This window comes from Muricoccus pecuniae (genome assembly GCF_014199205.1).
In the GTDB taxonomy this organism is placed as follows: domain Bacteria; phylum Pseudomonadota; class Alphaproteobacteria; order Acetobacterales; family Acetobacteraceae; genus Roseomonas; species Roseomonas pecuniae.
The window spans coordinates 45881-66189 of the sequence record NZ_JACIJD010000007.1; the positions used below are offsets into that span (position 1 = coordinate 45881).

A 20309-nucleotide genomic window follows, 5' to 3' on the forward strand; every position below is an offset into this window, starting at 1 on the left:
TGGCCGCGGCCGTTCCCCACACCCCGCGCGCCGCGCCATCTTGCGCGCATGAACCATGCCGCGCCGCCCCATGCCCGCCGTGGCCCTCCCCGCCGGGTCGCGCGGCACGGCGCCGCCCCCTCTGACCTCGTCGTGCCGCGGCAGTGGGCCCGCGGCACGGCGGCGGTGCGAAGCGCGGCAGGCGCCGCCGAGGGGTTGCCCGCCGGCAACCCAGGGCCCGGGGTCACGACCCGAGGCTGACATGCCCACGCAATCCGAGAACACGCCTCGCGCCACCACGCGACGCCGGCTGCTGCGCGCGGCTGGCGCCCTTCCCTTCGGACCCGCTCTCCCGGCCCTGGCGCAGATGGGGGAGGCCCCCGCCTTCCTCACCCAGACCTCCGACACCGTCGCGCCCGGCTACCAGCGCGACCTGCTCGTGCGCTGGGGGGACCGGGTGACGCCCGACGCCCGCCCCTGGATCCCGCACGAGCCGACCGTGGACGCCGCCGAGACCCAGTTCGGCTGGGACGGGCGGATCATCGGGCTCTGGGTGCCGCCCGCCGGGGCGGACGGGGTGCCGCGCGGCGTGCTGACGGTGGCGCATCCGACCGTCGATCCCGCCATGGCCTTCCCCGGCGGCCTCGACCAGCCCGATGTCGCGGCCGTCATGCAGGGCGCCTCGCTGCTCAATGTCGAGAAGCAGCGGGACCGCTGGGCCGTGGTGGATGGCGGGTACCAGTCCCGCCGGCTCACGGCGAACACCCTCTGCCGCATCTCGGGCGGCGCGGCGGGGCCGCTGGGTGGGGCGGTGCGGGGGCTGCTCGCCGTCTCCGGCGGGTGCTGGACCCCCTGGGGAAGCCTTCTCCTCACCGAGGACAATCCGGGAAGCTGGATCGCCCGCCTGCGCGGGCTGGAGCCGCGCTTCGAGGACCCGCGCGGCTTCGGCTGGGTGGTGGAGCTGGACGGGACGGAGCCGGGCTCCGTGCCGGTGAAGCGCAGCTCGCTCGGCCGCTTCGGGCATGGCGACGCCGCTGCCGCCCTCACGCGGGACGGGCGCGCGGTGGTCTACATGTCCGACCGCCGGCCCGGCGGCTTCCTCCTCCGCTTCACCTCCCGCGGCCCGGCGCGGATGCCGGACGCCCTGGATGCCGGCATCCTCGCCGTGGCGCGGATCGAGGGGGAGCGGCTGCGCTGGGTCGACCTGCCGCGCGAGCCGGCGGCGCTGACCGACACGATCGGCCTCGCTGCCCGCATGGGCGGCACGGGGCTGGTCCAGCCATCCGGCCTCGCGCTGGACGCCGACGGCGCTCTGTTCCTCACCTGTCGCGGCAGCCCGGGCGCGGTGCCGCCCATGCCGGGCGGGGTGCTGCAGATCCTCCCGACGGGCGGCGATCACGGGGCGGACACGGCCGCGGTGGCGACGTTGCTCCCCAGCGGTTCCCCCGGCCGCCTCGCACCGGGCGGGCCGGAGCACCCCGACACCGTCACGGCCGACGGCGCGGGCCGCGTCTGGATCGGAACGGACAGGGGAGGGCGCGTGGGGGCCGAGCCGGACATGCTGCTCTGCTGCCAGACGCGCGGCCCCCGCCGCGGCGCGCTCTTCCCGCTCTACGGCGCCCCTCGCGCCGCGGCGGTCGGCGGCGCGGCCGTGGCGCCTGATGGGGAGGCGCTCTTCGCCATGGTGCGCACCCCGGGCGCGGAGCCCGGCGCCTCCTGGGACAGGCCCGGCACGCTGTGGCCGGCCTTCGACAGCAAGGCCCCGCCCCGCAGCGCGCTCGTCACCTTCACCCGCATCCGCGGCGGCCGGGTGGGCGGGTAAGGCGTGCCGGCGCCGGTCCCGACCCCTGCCGGGGCACCGCGCCGCGAGGGCGGGCATGCGGCGCGACTGCCCCGGCAGGGTCCATGTTTCGCCAGAGTCCTGCGGCATCGTTGCAGCATGGCCTTCCTCCCCCGCCTTCTGCCGTTGCTCGCCGCCATCCTCCTCGGCGCCTGCGTCGCCGCCCCGACGCCCGGGGTGAGCCCGGACCTGCTCGCCGCGCGGGAGAGGGGGGCGCCGGGCGGGAGCATCGACCTCATCCGCCAGCAGGGCGAGCGCTTCGCGGGCATGCCCTTCGTGCCCGGCAACCGCGTGGACCTGCTGGTGGACGGCCCGGCCATCCTTCCCGCCATGGCCGAGGCCGTCCGCTCCGCGCGGAGGCGGATCGACATCGAGAGCTACGAGTTCGACGAGGAGGCCGGCGGGCGCTTCGCCGACCTGCTCCTCGCCGCGCGCGCCAGGGACGTGGAGGTGAACCTCGTCTACGACGCCTGGGGCGCGTTCGGCACGCCGGAGTCCCTGTTCGAGCGGCTGCGCGCGGGCGGCGTGCGCGTGCTGGAGTTCAACCCGCTCGTTCCGAACGAGCGCGTCCCGGTGGACCTCAACCGGCGGGACCACCGCAAGCTGCTCATCGCCGATGGCCGCGTCGCCATCACGGGCGGGGCGAATATCAGCAAGGTCCTCCGGAACACGCCGAAGCCGCGGGGCACGGATTCCGACGAGCAGGCCTGGCGGGACACGAGCGTCCGCATCGAGGGGCCGGTGGTCTCCCAGTTCAGCCGCTACTTCATGGAGACCTGGCGCCAGCAGAAGGGGCCGCCCATCGCGGACCCGCCGCCCGCCCCCTCGGCGCCGATGGGGCCGACCACGGTGCAGGCGATCGACGGCTCGCCGGACAGCGACCAGCCGCTGATCTACCGCACCCTGCTCGCGACCATCGTCCTCGCCCAGAAGTCGGTCCACCTGACGACGGGCTACTTCGTGCCGACCCCGGACCTCGCCCGCGCGCTCATGGCCGCCGCGCGGCGCGGGGTGGACGTGCAGATCGTGCTGCCCGGGGAGAGCGACAGCAGCCTCGCCATCGCCGCGGGGCGCGCCTCCTATGACGCGCTGCTCCGGGCGGGCGTCCGGATCCACGAGCGCCAGGGAAGGGTGCTGCACGCCAAGACCGCCGTGGTGGACGGCGCCTGGTCCGCGGTGGGTTCCTCCAATCTCGACTGGCGCAGCACGGTCTGGAACAACGAGATCGACGCGATCATCCTCGGCGAGGAGTTCGGCGGGAAGATGGAGGCGCTGTTCCGGCAGGACGTCGCCGCCTCCCACGAGATCACCCTCGCGGCCTGGCGCCGACGCGGCCTGGGCAGCCGGCTGCAGGAATGGCATGCGAAGCTCCTGGAAGTGTTCCTCTAGTCCCGGGCGGCCGCCCGGGATCGTCATGCTTTCGTCATCCGGCTGTCACGCGGCCTTCGCCGCCCTGTCCTATGAGCGCGCCCGTCAGTTCGGGGGATCAGGGGCATGACCGGGATGGGGGTGGAAAATTTTCCGCCGGACCAGCAGGCGCTGGAGGATATCGGCAGCAATCCGTCGGCCGCCGATTCCATCGGCTCGGTCATCGGGCGGCGCCTCACCCGGCGCTCCGCCCTTCGCGGGTTGTTCGGCGCGGCAGCAGCAGGGGCGCTGCCCCTCGCCGGCGCCGCGCGGGCCGCGGCCGAGGAGGCCCGTTCCCCCTCCTCCAGCCTCGGCTTCCGCGGCCTGCCCCAGGGGACGGGACCGGGCGAGGCGGTGGCCGAGGGCTATGAGGTGCAGGTGCTGATGCGCTGGGGCGACCCGGTGCTGCCCGGCGCCCCCGCCTTCGACCCGGCGAAGCAGAGCGCCGAGGCCCAGGCGCTGCAATTCGGCTACAACAACGACTATCTCGACTTCTTCCCGCTGCCCAAGGGCGCGGCCGGCGGCGAGCACGGCCTGCTCGTCGTGAACCACGAGTACACGAATCCCGAGCTGATGTTCCCCGGCTTGGGCGGTGCCCGCGAGGCGCGGCAGCGCACGAGCGAGGCGCAGATGCGCGTGGAGCAGATGGCGCATGGCGCGAGCGTCGTGGAGATCCGGCGGGAGAACGGGCGCTGGGTGCCGGTGAGGGGCGGCGCGCTGAACCGCCGCATCACGGCGGAGACCGAGATGCGGGTCAGCGGACCCGCCGCGGGGCATGAGCGGCTGCGCACCTCGGCGGACCCGACGGGTAGGCGCGTGCGGGGCACGCTGAACAACTGCGCCGGCGGCAACACGCCCTGGGGCACGGTCCTGATCGCCGAGGAGAACTTCAACTACTACTTCGGCGGCCCGGGCGTGGAGACGGGGCCGCAGGCGGCGGCCTTCAAGCGCTACGGCTTCGTGCGGGACGCGCAGTACACCTGGCACCGCTTCGACCCCCGCTTCGACGTGGCGCGGGAGCCGAACGAGCCGAACCGCTTTGGCTGGGTGGTGGAGTTCGATCCCTACGATCCCGGGAGCGTGCCGGTGAAGCGCACCGCCCTCGGCCGTTTCAAGCACGAGGGCTGCACCCACGCTATCTCGTCCGATGGGCGCGTGGTGATCTACATGGGCGACGACGAGCGCTTCGACTACGTCTACAAGTTCGTCACCGCGCGGCCCTGGAACAGCGACGAGCCCGGGCTGAACCGCGACCTGCTCGACGACGGCACCCTTTATGTCGCGCGCTTCAACGATGATGGCAGCCTCGACTGGATGCCTCTGGTGCATGGCCAAGGGCCGCTGACCGAGGCGAACGGCTTCCGCTCCCAGGGCGACGTGGTGATCGAGGCGCGGCGCGCCGCCGACCTGCTCGGCGCGACGCCGATGGACCGGCCAGAGGATGTGGAGGTGAACCCTGTCACCGGCCGCGTCTACGTCATGCTGACGAACAACACCTCCCGCCGGGACAACGGGACCGGCGCCGCGAACCCGCGCCCGAACAACGCGCACGGCCACGTCATCGAGATCCTGCCCCCCGCCATGAGCGGCGCCAATGAGGGGCGCGGGCGGATGGACCACGCCGCGACCTCCGCGCGCTGGGAGGTGTTCCTGATGGCGGGCCAGCCCGGCACCCATGCCGGCGCCGCCTATCACGCGGCCGTGGACGCGGAGGGCGGCTGGCTCTCCTGCCCCGACAACTGCGCCTTCGACAGCAAGGGCCGCATCTGGATCTCGACCGACGGCGCCCCGGCCGCGGCAAGGATCGCGGACGGCCTCTTCGCCGCCGATACGGAGGGGGACGGACGCGCGCTCACCCGCCGCTTCTACGCCGCGCCGACGGGGGCCGAGGTCTGCGGGCCGCTGCTGGGGCCGGCCGACCGGACGGTGTTCCTCGCCATCCAGCACCCCGGCGAGGATGCGGGCAGCACCTTCGACAAGCCCTCGACCCGCTGGCCGGACAACCGGGAGGGAATGCCGCCGCGCCCCTCCGTGATCGCCATCGTGAAGCGGGACGGGGGCGAGATCGGGAGCTGAGCGGCGGCGTCAGCCGCTCCGCGGGCGCAGCCCGTCCGCCACCAGCATCGCCCCCGCCACGGCGAGGGCGATCGCCAGCCCCGGCCACAGCGCCGCCATCGGCGCGCTGAAGACGAGGTCCTGCGCGTTGGCCAGCATGTTGCCCCAGGAGGAGGCCGGGGGCTGGATGCCGAGGCCGAGGAAGGAGAGCGTGCTCTCCGCCAGGATCGCCCCGGCCACGGCGAGCGAGGCCGCCACCGCCAGCGGCGCGCCGAGCGCCGGCACGACATGGCGGCGCAGCAGCCGGGCCTCTCCCACGCCCAAGGCCCGCGCGGCCCGCACATGGTCCCGCGCGAGGACGGAGATCGCAGCTGCCCGCGCCAGCCGCGCGACGCCGACCCAGCCGAAGAGGGCGAGGATCAGCACGATCCGCAGCACGTCCGACAGCGCGCCGCCGCGCGGCAGGCCGAGCGCCGCGGGGTCCATCGCGGCGAGCAGGACGAGCAGGGGCAGGGCGGGCAGGGCGAGCAGCCCGTCCGCCAGCCGCATCAGCGCCGCATCCACCCAGCCCCCGCGCCAGGCCGCGAGCAGCCCCGCCGCCAGCCCAATGACGGTCGAGGCCAGCGCCGCCGCGATCCCTACCGCGAGCGAGACCCGTGCCCCGACCAGCAGCCGCACGAGGATGTCCCGCCCCAGCTCGTCCGTGCCGAGGGGATGCGCGGCGGAGGGACCGGCCTGCCGCGCCAGGATGTCCGGCACCTCCGGATCGACGCCGAGCAGCGCCGCCACCCCCGGCGCCGCGAGCGCGGCGAGGGCGAGGAGGAGCAGGATCGCGAGGCCGGTGCGGAGCCTCCAGGCATCGCCGCCCATCACCCCTCCCGCCCCAGCCTGGGGTCGAGCCCGCGCTGGGCGAGATCGGCCGCGAGGGTGGCCAGCAGCGTGGTCCCGGCCACGAGCAGCAGCGCCAGCAGGGCGAGGTTGTGATCGTTCCCCATTACCGCATCGGTCAGCAGCTTGCCCATCCCGGGCCGCGCGAAGACCGTCTCGGTGATGAGCGCGCCGGAGACGAGGGCGCCGGCATCGAGCGCGAGGATGGAGAGCAGCGGCACGGCGGCGTTGGGCAGGGCGTGGCGGAAGGCGATGCGGGACTCCGGCGCGCCGCGCGCGCGGGCGGCGGTGATCCAGGGCGCGCGCAGCACCTCGGCCATGGCGGCGGCGGTGTGCCGGGCATAGGCGGCCAGATGGGCGATGGCCAGCGTCGCCACGGGCAGGACGAGAAAGCGCGCCGCCTCCGCCACCCCGCCCGCATCCGGCGCGCCGCCCGCCGGCAGCCAGCCCAGGGTGACGGCGAAGAGAATGATGAGGAGGATGCCGAGCCAGAAGGCTGGCAGCGCCTGTGAGAGCAGCGCCACCGCATCCACCGCCCCCCGCCAGCGCGGCCGCAGCGCGGCGAGCATCCCCGCCCCGATGCCCAGCCCCGCCGCCAGCGCGAGCGCCGTGCCGAGCAGGACGAGGCTGCCGCGCAGCGCCGGCCAAAGCACCTCCGCCGCCGGGCGGGCGAAGAGGCGGGAATAGCCGAACTCCCCGCGCAGCACCCCCGTCGCCCAGGCCCACCAGCGCAGCAGCAGCGGCTGGTCCAGCCCGTGCAGCGCGCGCATCCGCTCCACATCCGCCGGGCCGAGCCGCGGATCGGCCATCATGGCGAGGGAGATCGGGTCGCCCGGCATCGCCCCGATGGCGAGGAAGGCGGCCAGGGAGAGGATCGCGAGCGTCGCCGCGATCTGCGGCACGCGCCAGGCGATCATGCGCGCCATCTCAGCGCATCCTCCAATCCGTCACCCAGAGCGAGGAGGGCGACATGTTCCCCGTCGGGCGCACGCCCTCCAGCCACTGCGGCCAGACATGCGCGTCGGCCCGGTGCCAGAGGGGGAGGGCGGGCAGGTCCCGGTGCACCATCGCCTGCAGGCGGGACCACATCGGGCGGCGCTTCTCCGCGTCCAGCTCCTGCGGCAGCGCCTCGATCAGCGCGTCCATCTCGGGGTTTCTGTAGCCCGGGTAGTTCTGGCCGGACCAGTTGCGCGCGGCCGTCGGGATCTCGTCGGAGTGCAGCGTGCTGCGCGGCACGTTCTCCGGGCTGCTGATCCAGGCGAAGAGAGCGGCCCCCTGGAAGCGCCTCTGCGACAGTGTCTCCCCGAAGAGCACGCGCGGCGGCTGGTTGGCGATGCGGCCCTCCACCCCCGCCGCGCGCCACATGCCCTGGATCGCCTGCAGCACCGTCTCGCGGGAGCGGTTGCCGGCGGTGGTCTGGAGATCGACGGTCAGCCGCGCCCCCTCGGCATTGCGCCGGATGCCGTCCGGGCCGGGGCGCCACCCGGCCTCCTCGAGCAGCGCCTGCGCGCGGGCGAGGTCGAAGGGCCAGGGGGCGAGGCTCTTGTCGATCATGGGGTCGTCGGGATGGATCGAGGTCGCCGCCACGGGCTGCCGCCCGTCGAACAGGCCCGCGACGATGCGCGGCCGGTCGATCGCCAGCATCAGCGCCTGCCGCACGCGGAGGTCGGACAGGATCGGGTTGTCGAGGCGCAGGTCCAGATGCTCCCAGACGAGCCCCGCGCGGTATTCGAAGCGGAATCGCCCGCGCGCCCGGCGCTCCAGCGCGATCGCCTGGTCGAGGGAGAGGCCGAGCTCCCCCGCGATCATGTCCACCTGCCCCGCGAGGAGCTGCGCCTCCAGCGCCGCGGAGTTCTCCACCACGCGGATGTTGACCCGGCGGAAGGCGGGGGCGGGGCCGGCCCAGGCCTCGTTGCGCTCCAGCGTCACCCCCGCGCCGGGCTGCACGGCGGTGACGCGGTAGGGCCCGTTCCACAGGCCGCGATTGGTCGTGTCGGTGTCGTAGGCCGTGCGGGAGCGGTAGTTCCGGCGGTCCGCCTCCCAGATCGCGCGGTCGATATGGGCGGGCAGGGGCTCGAAGCCGCCCGCGCTGCCGGCGTCGAAGGAGACCTTGTCCAGGCGCAGCGTCACGGTGCGCGGATCGGGGGAGATGAACTCGTAGGCCTGGCGGTAGAACTCGGCCCCGCCGAAGCCCGTCTCGAAGGCGCGCCCGGCCTCCCAGGCGAAGCGCAGGTCCTCGGCCGTCACGGGGCGCCCGTCGCCCCAGCGCAGGTCCTCCCGGAGGCGCCAGGTCACGCGCATGCCCGGCTTCCCCTCGGGCGTGTTCTCCAGCACCACCTGCCCGTTCTCCAGCGTGGGGAAGACATCGCAGGCGAGGCAGAGGGGGCGCCAGTCCGGGCCGTGGCCGGTGAGGGGGCGGCGCGCGAAGCCCAGGATGTAGGACTTCGCCGCCATGCTCTCGATATTCGGGTGGAAGGTGCCCGTGGCCTGGGACAGGCCGATGGTGAGCGTGTCCCGCCCCTGGTCGCGCCCTTGGGCCGCGGCCGGCGCGGCGGCCAGGAGCGGGAGGAGGGCCAGGGCGGCCGCGCGGAGGGGCTCTGCTTCTCTCATCTCCGGGATCATGCGGCGGGACGCGGGCGGCCGGTAGCCCTGGCCCGCCCGGCGCGCGGCTAATCCCCGAGGAAGAAGTCCACCAGCAGCTTCACGTTCAGCACCACGATCAGCGCCGCCGAGGTCCAGCCGAGGGCGATCTGCCAGCCCGGCGCCCGCAGCGTCCCCAGTCGCGCGCGGTCCCCGGCGAAGATCATCAGCGGGATCACCGCGAAGGGGAGCTGGAGCGAGAGGACCACCTGCGAGAGCACGAGCAGCTGCGCCGTCCCGCTCTCCCCGTAGAAGGCCGTGACGATCACCGCCGGCACGATCGCCACGAGGCGCGTGATCAGCCGCCGCATCACGGGCGAGAGGCGGAGGCGCAGGAAGCCCTCCATCACCACCTGCCCGGCCAGCGTTGCCGTGACGGTGGAGTTCAGCCCGCAGGCGAGCAGCGCGACGGCGAAGAGCGTCGGCGCCGCCGCGCCGAGCAGCGGGGCGAGCAGCGCGTGCGCCTCCCCGATCTCGGCCACCTCCGTCCGCCCGTTCGCGTGGAAGGCCGCGGCGCCGAGGATGAGGATGGAGGAGTTGATCAGCAGGGCGAGGCCGAGCGCCACCGTGCTGTCGATCGTCGCGAAGCGGATCGCCTCCCGCTTCCCCGCCTCGTCCCGCGCCACGTCGCGCGACTGGATGACGGCGGTGTGGAGGTAGAGGTTGTGCGGCATCACCGTGGCGCCGAGGATGCCGAGGGCGATGTAGAGCTGCGCCCCGTCCGTCACGACGGAGGTCGAGGGCAGGTAGCCCCGCAGCACCTCACCCCAGTTCGGGTCCGCCAGGATGAGCTGGGCGACGAAGCAGCCGGCGATGAGGACGATCATCCCCATGATGAAAGCCTCCAGCCAGCGCATGCCCTTGTTCTGCAGCCAGAGGATGAGGAAGGCGTCGAGCGCCGTCAGCAGCACGCCGATGATGAGCGGGATGCCGAAAAGGAGCTGCAGCGCGATGGCCGTGCCGATCAGCTCCGCGAGATCCGTCGCGCAGATCGCGATCTCGGCGAGGAACCAGAGCGGCAGGCCGACCCAGCGGGGGAAGCGGTCCCGGCAGAGCTGGGCGAGGTCCCGCCCGGTGGCGAGACCGATCCGCGCGCAGAGCGCCTGGAGGAGGATCGCCATGAGCGAGGAGAGCAGCGCGACGCTCAGCAGCGTGTAGCCGAAGGCCGAGCCGCCGGCGAGGGCGGTGGCCCAGTTGCCGGGGTCCATGTAGCCGACGGCGACGAGGTAGCCCGGCCCGATGAAGGCCATCAGGCGCCGCAGCCAGCTCCCGGCATTCGGCACGGCGACGCTGCGGTTCACCTCGGGAAGGCTGGGCGTCTGGTCGAGCAGGTGGGCGGGTCCCTCGTCTCGCGGCATCGGCATCCTTCCGGGCCGACACGATGCACGCATGAACAGCTGTTCAGGTCGTGACGTGTCGAGCTATTGCATTGAGATTCAACGCTTTATCCGCTCGTAGCCGAGGCGCCGGGTGCCCGCAAGCAGCATCGCTGCCTGCTCGCCCTGGTTCAGCCCGCAGTGATGCCCTTCGAAGCCGCCTCCTCCGCGCTGCCTATTCCGCCGCGCGCCTTGGACCAGGCCATCGGGTCCTCCAGGAAGCGGCGCACCTCGCGCAGCGCCTCCTCGGAGAAGTAGGGGCGCTCGCGGCAGACCTCGAGCACGTCCCACCAGGTGCAGAGGTGGAGGAGGTTGAGGTTCATCGCCTTCATCGTGTCGAAGGCGCCGGGGAAGACGCCGTAGAAGAAGACGACGAAGGTGTCGTTGCAGATGGCGCCGGCGTCGCGCAGCGCCTGGGCGAAGCGGATCTTGCTGCCGCCGTCGGTGGTCAGGTCCTCCACCAGGATGGTGCGCTTGCCCTCGGGCACGTCGCCCTCGATCTGGGCGTTGCGGCCGAAGCCCTTGGGCTTCTTCCGCACATAGGCCATGGGCGTCATCATCCGGTCCGCGATCCAGGCGGCGAAGGGAATGCCCGCCGTCTCGCCGCCCGCCACCGCCTCGATCGTCTCGTAGCCGATGTGCCGCCCGATCTTCTCGGCGGCAAGGTCGCAGATCGTCTTGCGCGCGCGGGGGAAGTAGATGATGCGGCGGCAGTCGATATAGACCGGGCTCTTCCAGCCCGAGGTGAAGGTGTAGGGCTCTTCCGGCCGGAAGTTGACCGCCTTGATCTCGAGAAGGATGCGGGCCGTCGTGAGGGCCGCGTCGCGGTCCCATTCGGAGGCGTGCTGGATGGCCATGGCTGCTTTCCCTCTCCTGTCCCCGGGGCGGGCGATGGGGTTCCCTAGCGGCCCGGCGCGGCGCCGTCCATGTGCCCGGGCGCGCGGTACGGCGCGCGGATGAACGGGCAGGCGGGGGAGGAGGTCTGGGTGCTGGCCGACCCGCGCGCGGGAACGGCGGCGCAGGCGCTCGGCATCGCCGAACGGCTGGGCTGGCCCTTCCGCACGCTCCCGCTGGAATGGTCCGCGCTCGCCGGCCTGCCCCTGGCCTGGCCGAGTCTCGCCGGGCTGGCGCCGGCCGCGCGGGGGCTGATCGCGCCGCCCTGGCCCGGGCTGGTGATCTCGGCCGGGCGGCGCTCCGCGCCCGTCTCGCGCTGGCTTCGGCGCCGTGGCGCGCGAACGGTGCATTGCATGCGCCCGGGGTTGGCGGCGGACGATTTCGACCTGCTGGTGATCGGCCGGCATGACGACCCTGCGCCCGCGCCGAACATCCTCCCGATCCTGGGCGCGACGCACCGCATCTCGCCCGCCGTGCTGGCGGTGGCGCGCGCGGAATGGCCGGGGCTGGAGGCCCTGCCCCGGCCGCGCGTGGCCGTCCTGCTGGGCGGAGCCGTCCGGGGTGAAGGGCTCGACCCGGGCGAGGCCCTGGGCATCATCGAGCGGGTGATCCCCGGCGCTGGCAGCATCCTCGCCACGACCAGCCGGCGCTCCGGCACCGCGGCGGGGGAGGCGCTTGCCGGAAGGCTGGAGGGGGTGCCGGGGCATCTGCACCGCTGGGGAACGCCGGGGCCCAACCCCTATGCCGCCTTCCTGGCCCTCGCCGATGCGGTGGTGGTGAGCGGCGATTCCGTTTCGATGTTGTCCGAGGCCCTGGCCACCGCCGCGCCCGTCTTCATCGCCGGAGCGCCGCCCGGCGCGCGCCGGCACCGGGCGCTGCACGCCTCCCTCATCGCCGCGGGGCAGGCCGTTCCGCTCGATCATTTCCCCCATGCGCCATCGCGCCCTCCCCTGGACGAGAGCGGGCGGGTGGCCGGCATCCTCCGCGCGAGCCTGTTGCGCGGCATTGCGGCCTGCGGCTGAAGCCTCATCAACCTCTGCGGCCGGCGTGGTGCCCAGGTCGCTCAGGCATCTGGATCGCTGCGCGAGAGGGGGGAATTAACTCGCGTCATGGTTGTTTTTTTCGTGTGGAAAATCGGGTAGGCTCGCCGCCGAGGGAGCAAGAGGCGGCCATTCGGCCTTCTTGCCGGGGGGGCCGGAGTAAGAGCGTGGCACCGTTGCTGAATCTCCGCCGGCTGGTCTGGCGTGGCGCCCGGGCCCTGGCCGGCGCCCTCGTGGTCGGTGCCCTCCTCCTGCCCACCCCATCCCGCTCCGAGGGACCGGAGAGGATTCGCCTGCAGGTTGTCGGTGGCCTGGCCGGGGTGAACCAGTACACCCGGCTGGAGGAACCCTTTTGGACGAGGCGGCTGCCCGAGGTGACGGGCGGCCGGCTGGTCGCCGACATCTCCCCCTTCGACCGCAGCGGCATCCGCGGCCAGGAGGCGCTTCGCCTCCTCAGGCTCGGCGTCACGCCCTTCAGCACCGCGCTTCTCGGCCTCGTGGCCGCCGACGAGCCCGAGCTTTCCTCGGTGGAGCTGCCGGGCGTCGCGCCCGACATGGCGACGCTGCGGAGCGTGATCTCCCTCAACCGGCCCTGGCTCGAGGCGATGCTGCGCGAGCGGCACGAGACGGAGCTCCTGGCCGTCTATGTCTATCCCGCCCAGGTCTTCTTCTGCGCCCGACCCTTCTCCGGCCTGCTGGACCTCCGGGGCCGGCGCATCCGCACCTCATCCGCCGCGCAGTCCGAATGGGTCTCGGCGATCGGCGCGGTGCCGGTGGTGATCCCGTTCGCCGAGATCATCCCCTCCATCCGCACGGGCGTGGTGGAGTGCGCGATCACCGGCACGCTCTCGGGCTGGCAGATCGGGCTGAACGAGGTCACCAGCCATGTCCATGCGATGGCGCTGACCTGGGGCGTCTCGCTCTTCGGCGCGAACCGCGCCGCCTGGGCCGCCCTGCCGGGTGACATGCGCGACGTGCTGAAGCGCGAACTGGGGGAGCTGGAGGGGCGCATCTGGGAAGCGGCGGAAACCGAGACCGGCCTCGGCATCGCCTGCAACACCGGGCAGGCGGAATGCCCGCCCGAGCAGGTGGGGGGATCGCGCGCGCGGGGCCGCATGACGCGCGTGGAGGTGACGCCCCAGGACGACGAGCTGCGCCGGCGGCTGGTGCGGGAGGTGATCCTGCCGCGCTGGGTGGACCGCTGCGGCCCCGGCTGCGCCGAGGAGTGGAACGAGCGCTCCGGCAACGCCCTCGGCATCTCCGCCCTCGGCCCGCGCTAGCCCCCATGCCCGCCCGCCGCCTCTTCCGATCCCTCCAGACCCGCTCGGCCGGGCTGTGGATCATCCTCGGCACGCTCGTGCTGCTGGGCATCCAGTTCACCGTGGCGCGGATGATCGTGCGGCACGGCCGCACGGCCGCGATCGCGAATGCGGAGGCGATGGTGGGGGCGACGGCGGAAAGCGCCGCGGCCTCCATGAACCGCGCCTTCCTCGCCGTGGACAGCGCGCTGGCGGGGCTGCCCAACCTTCTCGCCCCGGCCCTGACCGATCTCTCCCCCGGCACCTCGCGGAGCGAGCGCTCGGCCGCCCTCTCGCGCGTCCTCATGGGCCTGAGCGACAGCAGCCTCGGCTTCCGGGACCTGATCCTTCTCCCCATGGAGGGCGGGACGCCCATCGCCGCCGCCCTGGCCGGGTCGCGCCGCCGGCCGCCGGCCGTGCCGCACGAGGCCCTGCTGGCGCCGACCCAGGCGACCACGCCGAGCCGGGGCGGGGTGACCGTCGCCGGCCCCGTGCCGAACCCGACGACGGGCGAGTGGGCGCTCTTCCTCGCCCGGCCCGTCACCCTGCAGGGCATGGCCCCGGTACTGGCCGTCGCCGAGGTGCCGGTGCCGGTGATCGCCGCGGGGCTGGCGGGCTACGGCGCGCGCGGCGAGCCCGACGGGCGCCGCGTGCTGCTGATCCGCAGCGAGGACCGGGTCCTGCTGGCCAGTGCGCCGCATGACGAGGCGAGGATCGGCCGGCCCGTGGCGCGGCCGCTCTCGGAAGGGCTGGATCCCGGGCGCTTCACCGCCCTCCGGCGCACCCTCTACCCGTCGCTGCACGTGGTGGCGGTGCAGGAGACCGCCCCGGCCCTGAGGGCCTGGGAGGAGAACGAGGACCGCATCCTCTACGCCGCCGGCGGGCTGGCGGCCCTCACCATCGCCATCGCCGCGCTGCTCCTGGCCATGCTGCGCCAGCGCGACCTGGCCGAGGCGGAGCGGGCGCGGGGCCGGCAGCTGCTCGAATCCTCGATCGAGGCGATGTCGGACGGCTTCGTCATGTGGGACGAGGAGGACCGGCTGATCGTCTGCAACGAGCGCTACCGGGACTTCTACCGCGCCAGCGCCCCGATGATCCGCCCCGGCGTGACCCTCACCGAGATCATGCGCTACGGCGCCGCCCACGGGCAGTACCCGCAGGCCGGCACCGACAAGGAGGCCTTCGTGGCCGAGGCGATGGCGCATTACCGCCATCCCTGGAACACGGCCCCGGTGGAGCGCCTGCTGCCCGATGGCCGCTGGATCCTGGTGACGGAGCGGCGGGTGCCGGGAGGCGGCTCGGTCGGCATCCGGACCGACATCACCCAGCAGAAGCGCGCCGCCGCCGACCTGGCCGAGGCGCGCGACCAGGCCGCCGCCGCGGGGGCCGCCAAGTCCCGCTTCCTTGCCCGCATGAGCCATGAGCTGCGCACGCCGCTGAACGGGGTGCTCGGCATGGCCCAGGCGCTGTCGAGCGACCCCGCCCTCACCCCTGAGCAGCGCGGGCGCGCCGGGATGCTGGAGGCGGCGGGGCGGCACCTGCTGGACGTTGCCAACGACGTGCTGGACCTCGCCCATGTCGAGGCGGGGCGGATGCCGCTGCGGCGGGAGCCGACCGCGATCCGCCCGCTGCTCGGCGCCTGCACGGACCTCATCCGCCCGGCGGCGGCGGCGCGCGACATCGCCGTGCTCTCCGAGAACGACCAGGCGCTGCCGCCCGGCCTCCTGCTGGACGCGATGCGCCTGCGCCAGCTCGTGCTCAACCTGCTCTCCAACGCCGTGAAGTTCACCCCCGCCGGCGGCCAGGTCACGCTGAGGAGCGTCTTCCTGAGCGATGCCTCGGGCGACCGGCTGCGGCTGGAGGTGCTGGACACCGGTCCGGGCATCCCGCCGGACCAGCGCGCCAACATCTTCCGCGACTTCGTCCGGCTGGAGCGCTCCGGCCCGGACGCCCCGGTGGCGGAGGGCTTCGGCCTCGGCCTCGCCATCTCGACGGGCATCGTGGAGGCCATGGGGGGGCGCATCGGGGTGGACGACAACCCCGATGCCGTGGCCCGGGGGGCGACGGGCTCGCGCTTCTGGGTCGAGGCGCCGATTCAGGCGGCCGCGCTGCTCCAGCCCGCGGTCCCGGCTCCCGTCGCGGGGGAGGCGGGCACCCACAGCCTCCGCGTCCTCGTCGTCGACGACGTCGCTACGAACCGGCTGGTCGCCCGCGCCCTGCTGGAGCGCGCCGGCCACCGGGCGGAGCTGGCCACGGGCGGCCGGGAAGCCGTGGAGGCCGTGTCCGCCGCCGCCCGTGCCGGCGAGCCGTTCGACCTCGTCCTGATGGATCTCGCCATGCCGGGCATGGACGGGCTGGAAGCAACCCGCCAGCTGCGCGCCCTGCCGGAGGGGGAGGGGCGGGACGTGCCCGTGGTGGCCCTGACCGCCGGCGTGTTCGATCGGGACAATGCCGCCTGCCGGGCGGCGGGGATGACCGGCTACCTCGCCAAGCCCGTCACGCGCGAGGCGCTCGCGGCGGAGCTGTCCCGCATCGTTCCCGCCGCCGCGGCGACGCCGGCGGAGTAAGGGGCGGCTAGAACCCTTCCGCCGCCACCCGCTCCGCCCGGCGCCAGACGCGGAGGAAGTTCCCGGCCCAGAGGAGCCCGATCGCCTCGCGGTCGTAGCCGCGGCGGTGCAGCGCCTCGGTCAGCGCGCCCGTCTCGCCCGCATGCATCCAGCCCGTGACGCCGCCGCCCCCGTCGAAGTCGGAGGAGAGGCCGACATGGGCGATGCCGATGCGGCGCACGGCGTGGTCCACATGGTCGGCGATGTCGTCCACCGTCGCGGTGCTGTTCCCGCCCGGCCCGGGATCGCGCAAGAAGGCGGGGACGGCGGTGATCTGGATCAGCCCGTCGGAATTGCGCAGCGCGTCGAGCTGCTCGTCGTCGAGGTTGCGGGGATGGGCGCGCAGCGCGGCGCAGCAGGCATGGGTGGCGACGATCGGCGCGCGGGAGGCCTCCACCGCCTGCATCATCGAGGCCTTGGAGGCGTGGGAGACGTCCACCAGCATCCCGAGCCGGTTCATCTCCTCCACCGCGCGCCGGCCGAGCGCCGAGAGGCCGCCGTGCAGCGTGGCCGGCTCGGGCCGGTCGCGGCGCGGGCGGGCGGCATCGGCCAGGTCGTTGTGCCCGTCATGGGTGAGGGTGAGATAGATCGCCCCCAGCCCGCGCCAGAGGGCGAGGCGGGAGAGGTCGTGCCCCATCGCGTTGCCGTTCTCGACCGCCAGCAGCACGGAGGTCGCGCCCTCGGCATGGGCGGCCTCCAGCTCCGCCACCCGGGTGACGATGCGGCGGCCCTCGCCATGGGCGGTGTCGCGGATGTGGCGGAGCATGGCCTCGGCGCGGGCGCCGGCCTCGGCATGGTCCTCCGGCGTGCGCGGGCCCTGGGGGGTGTAGGCGATGAACACCACCGCCTTCAGCCCGCCGGCCTTCATCCGGGCGAAATCGACGTTCCGCCCGGTCACCCCGCGGGGGTCGATCATCTCCGGCCAGGGAATATCGACATGGGTGTCGAGGGTGAGGGTCTCGGCGTGGATCTCGGCGTGCATGATCGGCCTCAGGCTGTCCGGGCGTCCGCGATGCGGGCGATGAGCTGCGGCAGGGCGTCGGGGTGCAGCCAGCGGAAGACGGCGACGAGGCGGGTGGCGGGCTCGATCCAGATCGTGTTCCCCCCGGCCCCCACGGCGAAGAGGCTGTCCCGGTCCGCCTTCGGGAAGCGCCCGCTGCGGTTGAGCCACCAGAGCAGCCCGTAATCCGGGTGGAGCGCGACGGGCTTGCCGGATTCCGCCACCCAGCCCTCGGGCAGGATGCGGCGGCCCTCCCACATGCCGTCGTTCAGCATGAGCAGGCCGAGCCGCGCCTGGTCCTCGGCATGGGTGACGATGCCGCCGCCCCAGTGGCCGCCGCCGGGGACGGAGGTGACCGGCTCCCCGCCGACATCCACCACGGAGGTCCGGTAGCCCTCCCACCGCCAGTCCGGCGAGGCGCCGATAGGGTCCATCACCCGCTCACGCCACACTTCGGGGAGTGCGCGGCCGAAGCGGCGCAGCAGGGCGAGGGAGAGGACGTTCACGCGGACGTCGTTGTACTCCCAGTGCTCGCCGGGGGCGGCGAGGGGGCGGGGCCAGCCCTTGGGCTTCACTCCCTCGCTGGCGAGGTCGCGGCCGCGGTCGATCCGGTCCTCCTTGCCGAAGAGGGTTCCCTCCCACTCGCTCGTCTGCTGCAGCAGCATCCGCCAGGTGATCGCCCCGTTGCGCGGCCCGTCGAAGGCGGGGTCGTCCACGCTCGCCGAGACGGGGGCGTCGAGGTCGGGGATCAGCCCGTCCCCATGGGCGATGCCGGCGAGGAGGGAGAGGCAGGACTTGGCGACCGAGAAGGTCATGTCCGCCCGCCGCGTGTCGCCCCAGCGCGCGGCGACCACGCCCTCCCGCAGAACCAGCCCGTTCGGGGCGCCGCGGGGCTGGACGGGGCCGAGCACCTCGTTGTCCGGCGCGGGCTCGAAATGCCCGGCCTCCAGATGGGCGAGGAGGTCGCGGGGGAAGGGCGTCTCGCGGGAGAGGGCGAACTCCGCCGCCTCGGCGAGGCGGGCGGGGTCGAAGCCCAGCGTCCCGGGCGGCGCCTCGGGCAGGGGGGAGGGGTAGGGGGCGGGGAAGCTCATTGCCGCGCAGGGTGGACCCGCGCCGGGCCGGGGCAAAGGGGGCAGGGGCCGAAACCCTCGGAGTGCCTTGGTGTTCGGGGGCCGAATCACCAAATAACGGCCATGACCCAATCCCCCGAAAATCCTGGTTCCGGCACCCAGGTCGCGCTCCTCGGCGGCGGCTGCTTCTGGTGCCTTGACGCCGTCTATCGCAACCTGAGCGGCGTCTCCGAGGTCGTGTCCGGTTATGCCGGCGGCCATGTCGAGAACCCCTCCTACGAGCAGGTCTGCGGCAAGCGCACCGGCCATGCCGAGGTGGTGCGCGTGGCCTTCGACCCCTCCGTCGTCTCCTATGCCGACATCCTCCGGGTTTTCTTCACCATCCACGACCCCACGACGAAGGACCGGCAGGGCGCCGATGTCGGGCCGCAGTACCGCAGCGTCATCTTCTTCGACGGGCCGGAGCAGGAGGCGACCGCCCGCGAGGTGATGGCCGAGGTGGAGCGCGAGGGGCTGTACAACGGCCCGGTCGTGACCGAGCTGGCCCCCGCGCCCGTCTTCTACGCCGCGGAGGGTGAGCACCAGGACTACTTCGCCCGTAACCCCTGGTCCGGCTACTGCCGGGCGGTGGTGGCGCCGAAGGTGGCCAAGTTCCGCAAGGGCTTCGCCCATCGGCTGAAGGAGCGCGCGGCGTGAGCGAGGAGAAGGGCTACACGATCGAGCGCAGTGACGCGGAGTGGCGGGAGAGCCTCTCGCCCGACGCCTATCGCGTGCTGCGCCACCACGGCACGGAGCGGCCGGGCACCAGCCCGCTGAACGTCGAGAAGCGGGACGGCGTGTTCCACTGCGCCGGCTGCCAGTCGCCCCTCTTCACCAGCGACACGAAGTACGAGAGCGGCTCGGGCTGGCCCTCCTTCTGGAAGCCGATCGAGGGCGCGGTCCGCACCACCACGGACCGCTCGCACTTCATGACCCGCACGGAGGTCAACTGCGCGGCCTGCGGCGGGCATCTCGGCCATGTCTTCCCCGATGGCCCCCGCCCGACCGGCCTGCGCTACTGCATGAACGGGGTGGCCATGGACTTCCATCCCAGGGACGAGGACGGCCCGGCCGTCGAATAGGGGTCGCGCCCGGCCGCGCCGTGATGCAAATCAAGGCGCGGTCGGCAATGATTTGCGAGAATCGCGAATCTTCGACCGACAGGCTTCCCGGAGTTTCCCATGCGCCGCCTCGCCCTCGCGCTTCCGCTCCTCGCGGCCGGCTTCCTGCCCGGGGCGGGGCGGGCCGATGTGGTCTTCGTCATCAACTCCCTGGATCCCGGGATCCAGGTGGTGGATGCCGCCACCCGCGCGGAGCTGCGGCAGATCCCGGCGCTGCGCGAGCCGCATCACCTCGCCCTCTCCCCGGCGAAGGACCTGCTCCTCGTCGGCGATGCGGCGGGCAACGAGATCCTCTTCCTCGACCCCTCCACCGGCGAGGTGAGGAAGCGCGAGCGGATTGCCAATCCCTACAACCTTGAGTTCAGCCCGAACGGCAAGCTGCTGGTCGTCACCGGCCTGCGCCGGGACCAGGTGGACATCTACGAGTGGGACGCGGCCTCGATGGGGCTCAACCTGCTCTCCCGCGTGAAGCCGGGCGACATGCCCAGCCACATCGCCTATCGGCCGGACAGCAGCACGGTCTATGTGACCCTCCAGGGCAGCCGCTCCATCGCCGCGATCGACCTGGGAACCCGCCAGGTCGCCTGGACCCTCCAGGTAGGGCGGGAGCCGGCGGGGATCATCTGGCACAACGGGCGGCTGCTGGTGGGGATCATGGGCTCCGACCACGTGGCCGTCGTCGATCCCGAGGCGCGGAAGGTGGAGCGCACCATCCGGATCGGCCGCGGCACCCACGCGCTCTTCCCCTCGCCCGGCGGGGGACCGATCTACGTGACCAGCCGCGTGGACAGCCGCATCGCCGCGCTCGATCCCGTCACGCTGGATGTCATGCGGGTCTATGAGGTGCCGGGCGGCCCGGACTGCATCTCCTTCGACGGGCAGGGGCGGCTCTGGACCACCCTGCGCTGGACCCGCCAGCTCGCCCTGCTGGACCCCGAGACGGGGGAGGTGGCGACCTCGCCGGTGGGTCGCTCGCCGCACGGCATCTTCTTTCGCAACCGCGATCTCGTTCAGGCCCGCAACGAGGTCCCGGCCGCGCCGGCGACGCGCTGAGGC

At 73.6% G+C, this 20309-nt stretch carries 15 protein-coding genes and 1 pseudogene; 9 read left to right on the plus strand and 7 right to left on the minus strand.

Annotated features, from left to right (window positions below):
* The first annotated feature begins 241 nt into the window (after positions 1 to 241).
* The 3 genes and pseudogenes from FHS87_RS09010 (at position 242) to FHS87_RS09020 (ending at position 5302) form a co-directional block, all read left to right on the plus strand.
* Positions 242 to 1801, plus strand: coding sequence for a PhoX family protein (locus tag FHS87_RS09010; protein ID WP_184516624.1), 1560 nt, complete (start codon positions 242 to 244; stop codon positions 1799 to 1801).
* 348 nt (positions 1802 to 2149) lie between these two features.
* Positions 2150 to 3046 (plus strand): annotated as a pseudogene (locus tag FHS87_RS09015) (phospholipase D-like domain-containing protein); the annotation flags it as partial.
* 267 nt (positions 3047 to 3313) lie between these two features.
* The gene (locus tag FHS87_RS09020; protein ID WP_221299720.1) at positions 3314 to 5302 is read left to right on the plus strand and encodes a PhoX family protein; all 1989 of its coding nucleotides are present in this window, start codon (positions 3314 to 3316) and stop codon (positions 5300 to 5302) included.
* 9 nt (positions 5303 to 5311) lie between these two features.
* On the opposite strand, the gene FHS87_RS09025 is transcribed toward FHS87_RS09020, so the two are convergent.
* The 5 genes from FHS87_RS09025 to FHS87_RS09045 form a co-directional block, all read right to left on the minus strand.
* A complete protein-coding gene (locus FHS87_RS09025; protein ID WP_184516629.1) occupies positions 5312 to 6151 on the minus strand; it encodes an ABC transporter permease in 840 nt (279 codons plus the stop codon).
* The gene (locus FHS87_RS09030) at positions 6151 to 7095 is read right to left on the minus strand and encodes an ABC transporter permease (RefSeq protein ID WP_184516632.1); all 945 of its coding nucleotides are present in this window, start codon (positions 7093 to 7095) and stop codon (positions 6151 to 6153) included. Before FHS87_RS09030 ends, FHS87_RS09025 begins: the two co-directional genes overlap by 1 nt.
* A 1-nt stretch (position 7096) precedes the next feature.
* Positions 7097 to 8779 (minus strand): peptide ABC transporter substrate-binding protein, encoded by a 1683-nt coding sequence (locus tag FHS87_RS09035; protein WP_184516635.1) that lies wholly within the window; start codon positions 8777 to 8779, stop codon positions 7097 to 7099.
* A gap of 59 nt (positions 8780 to 8838) precedes the next feature.
* The gene (locus FHS87_RS09040) at positions 8839 to 10167 is read right to left on the minus strand and encodes an Nramp family divalent metal transporter (RefSeq protein WP_246418270.1); all 1329 of its coding nucleotides are present in this window, start codon (positions 10165 to 10167) and stop codon (positions 8839 to 8841) included.
* Between the two features lie 149 nt (positions 10168 to 10316).
* Entirely contained in the window at positions 10317 to 11042 is a 726-nt protein-coding gene (locus FHS87_RS09045; RefSeq protein WP_184516640.1) for an orotate phosphoribosyltransferase, read from the minus strand.
* A gap of 69 nt (positions 11043 to 11111) precedes the next feature.
* Here FHS87_RS09045 and FHS87_RS09050 point away from each other — a divergent pair, with 69 nt between their 5' ends.
* The 3 genes from FHS87_RS09050 to FHS87_RS09060 all read left to right on the plus strand — a co-directional run bounded on the left by FHS87_RS09050 (position 11112) and on the right by FHS87_RS09060 (position 15984).
* Positions 11112 to 12101, plus strand: a complete 990-nt coding sequence (locus tag FHS87_RS09050) for a mitochondrial fission ELM1 family protein (protein ID WP_246418271.1) — start codon at positions 11112 to 11114, stop codon at positions 12099 to 12101.
* Between the two features lie 185 nt (positions 12102 to 12286).
* Positions 12287 to 13399, plus strand: coding sequence for a TRAP transporter substrate-binding protein (locus tag FHS87_RS09055; protein WP_221299722.1), 1113 nt, complete (start codon positions 12287 to 12289; stop codon positions 13397 to 13399).
* A 5-nt stretch (positions 13400 to 13404) separates the two neighbouring features.
* The gene (locus tag FHS87_RS09060; RefSeq protein WP_184516643.1) at positions 13405 to 15984 is read left to right on the plus strand and encodes a hybrid sensor histidine kinase/response regulator; all 2580 of its coding nucleotides are present in this window, start codon (positions 13405 to 13407) and stop codon (positions 15982 to 15984) included.
* 7 nt (positions 15985 to 15991) lie between these two features.
* Here FHS87_RS09060 and FHS87_RS09065 read toward each other — a convergent pair whose 3' ends face one another.
* Together FHS87_RS09065 and FHS87_RS09070 are read right to left on the minus strand one after the other, a co-directional pair.
* Positions 15992 to 17005: a dipeptidase gene (locus FHS87_RS09065; protein WP_184516646.1), complete on the minus strand. Its 1014-nt coding sequence runs from the start codon at positions 17003 to 17005 to the stop codon at positions 15992 to 15994.
* An 8-nt stretch (positions 17006 to 17013) separates the two neighbouring features.
* Entirely contained in the window at positions 17014 to 18114 is a 1101-nt protein-coding gene (locus FHS87_RS09070) for a serine hydrolase domain-containing protein (RefSeq protein WP_184516649.1), read from the minus strand.
* 102 nt (positions 18115 to 18216) lie between these two features.
* Here FHS87_RS09070 and msrA point away from each other — a divergent pair, with 102 nt between their 5' ends.
* The 3 genes from msrA (at position 18217) to FHS87_RS09085 (ending at position 20306) form a co-directional block, all read left to right on the plus strand.
* Complete coding sequence (gene msrA / locus FHS87_RS09075) at positions 18217 to 18789, plus strand: peptide-methionine (S)-S-oxide reductase MsrA (protein WP_184516652.1); 573 nt, start codon at positions 18217 to 18219, stop codon at positions 18787 to 18789.
* Positions 18786 to 19214 (plus strand): peptide-methionine (R)-S-oxide reductase MsrB, encoded by a 429-nt coding sequence (gene msrB / locus FHS87_RS09080; RefSeq protein WP_184516655.1) that lies wholly within the window; start codon positions 18786 to 18788, stop codon positions 19212 to 19214. Before msrA ends, msrB begins: the two co-directional genes overlap by 4 nt.
* A gap of 99 nt (positions 19215 to 19313) precedes the next feature.
* Positions 19314 to 20306 (plus strand): YncE family protein, encoded by a 993-nt coding sequence (locus FHS87_RS09085; protein ID WP_184516658.1) that lies wholly within the window; start codon positions 19314 to 19316, stop codon positions 20304 to 20306.
* Positions 20307 to 20309 lie beyond the last annotated feature (3 nt).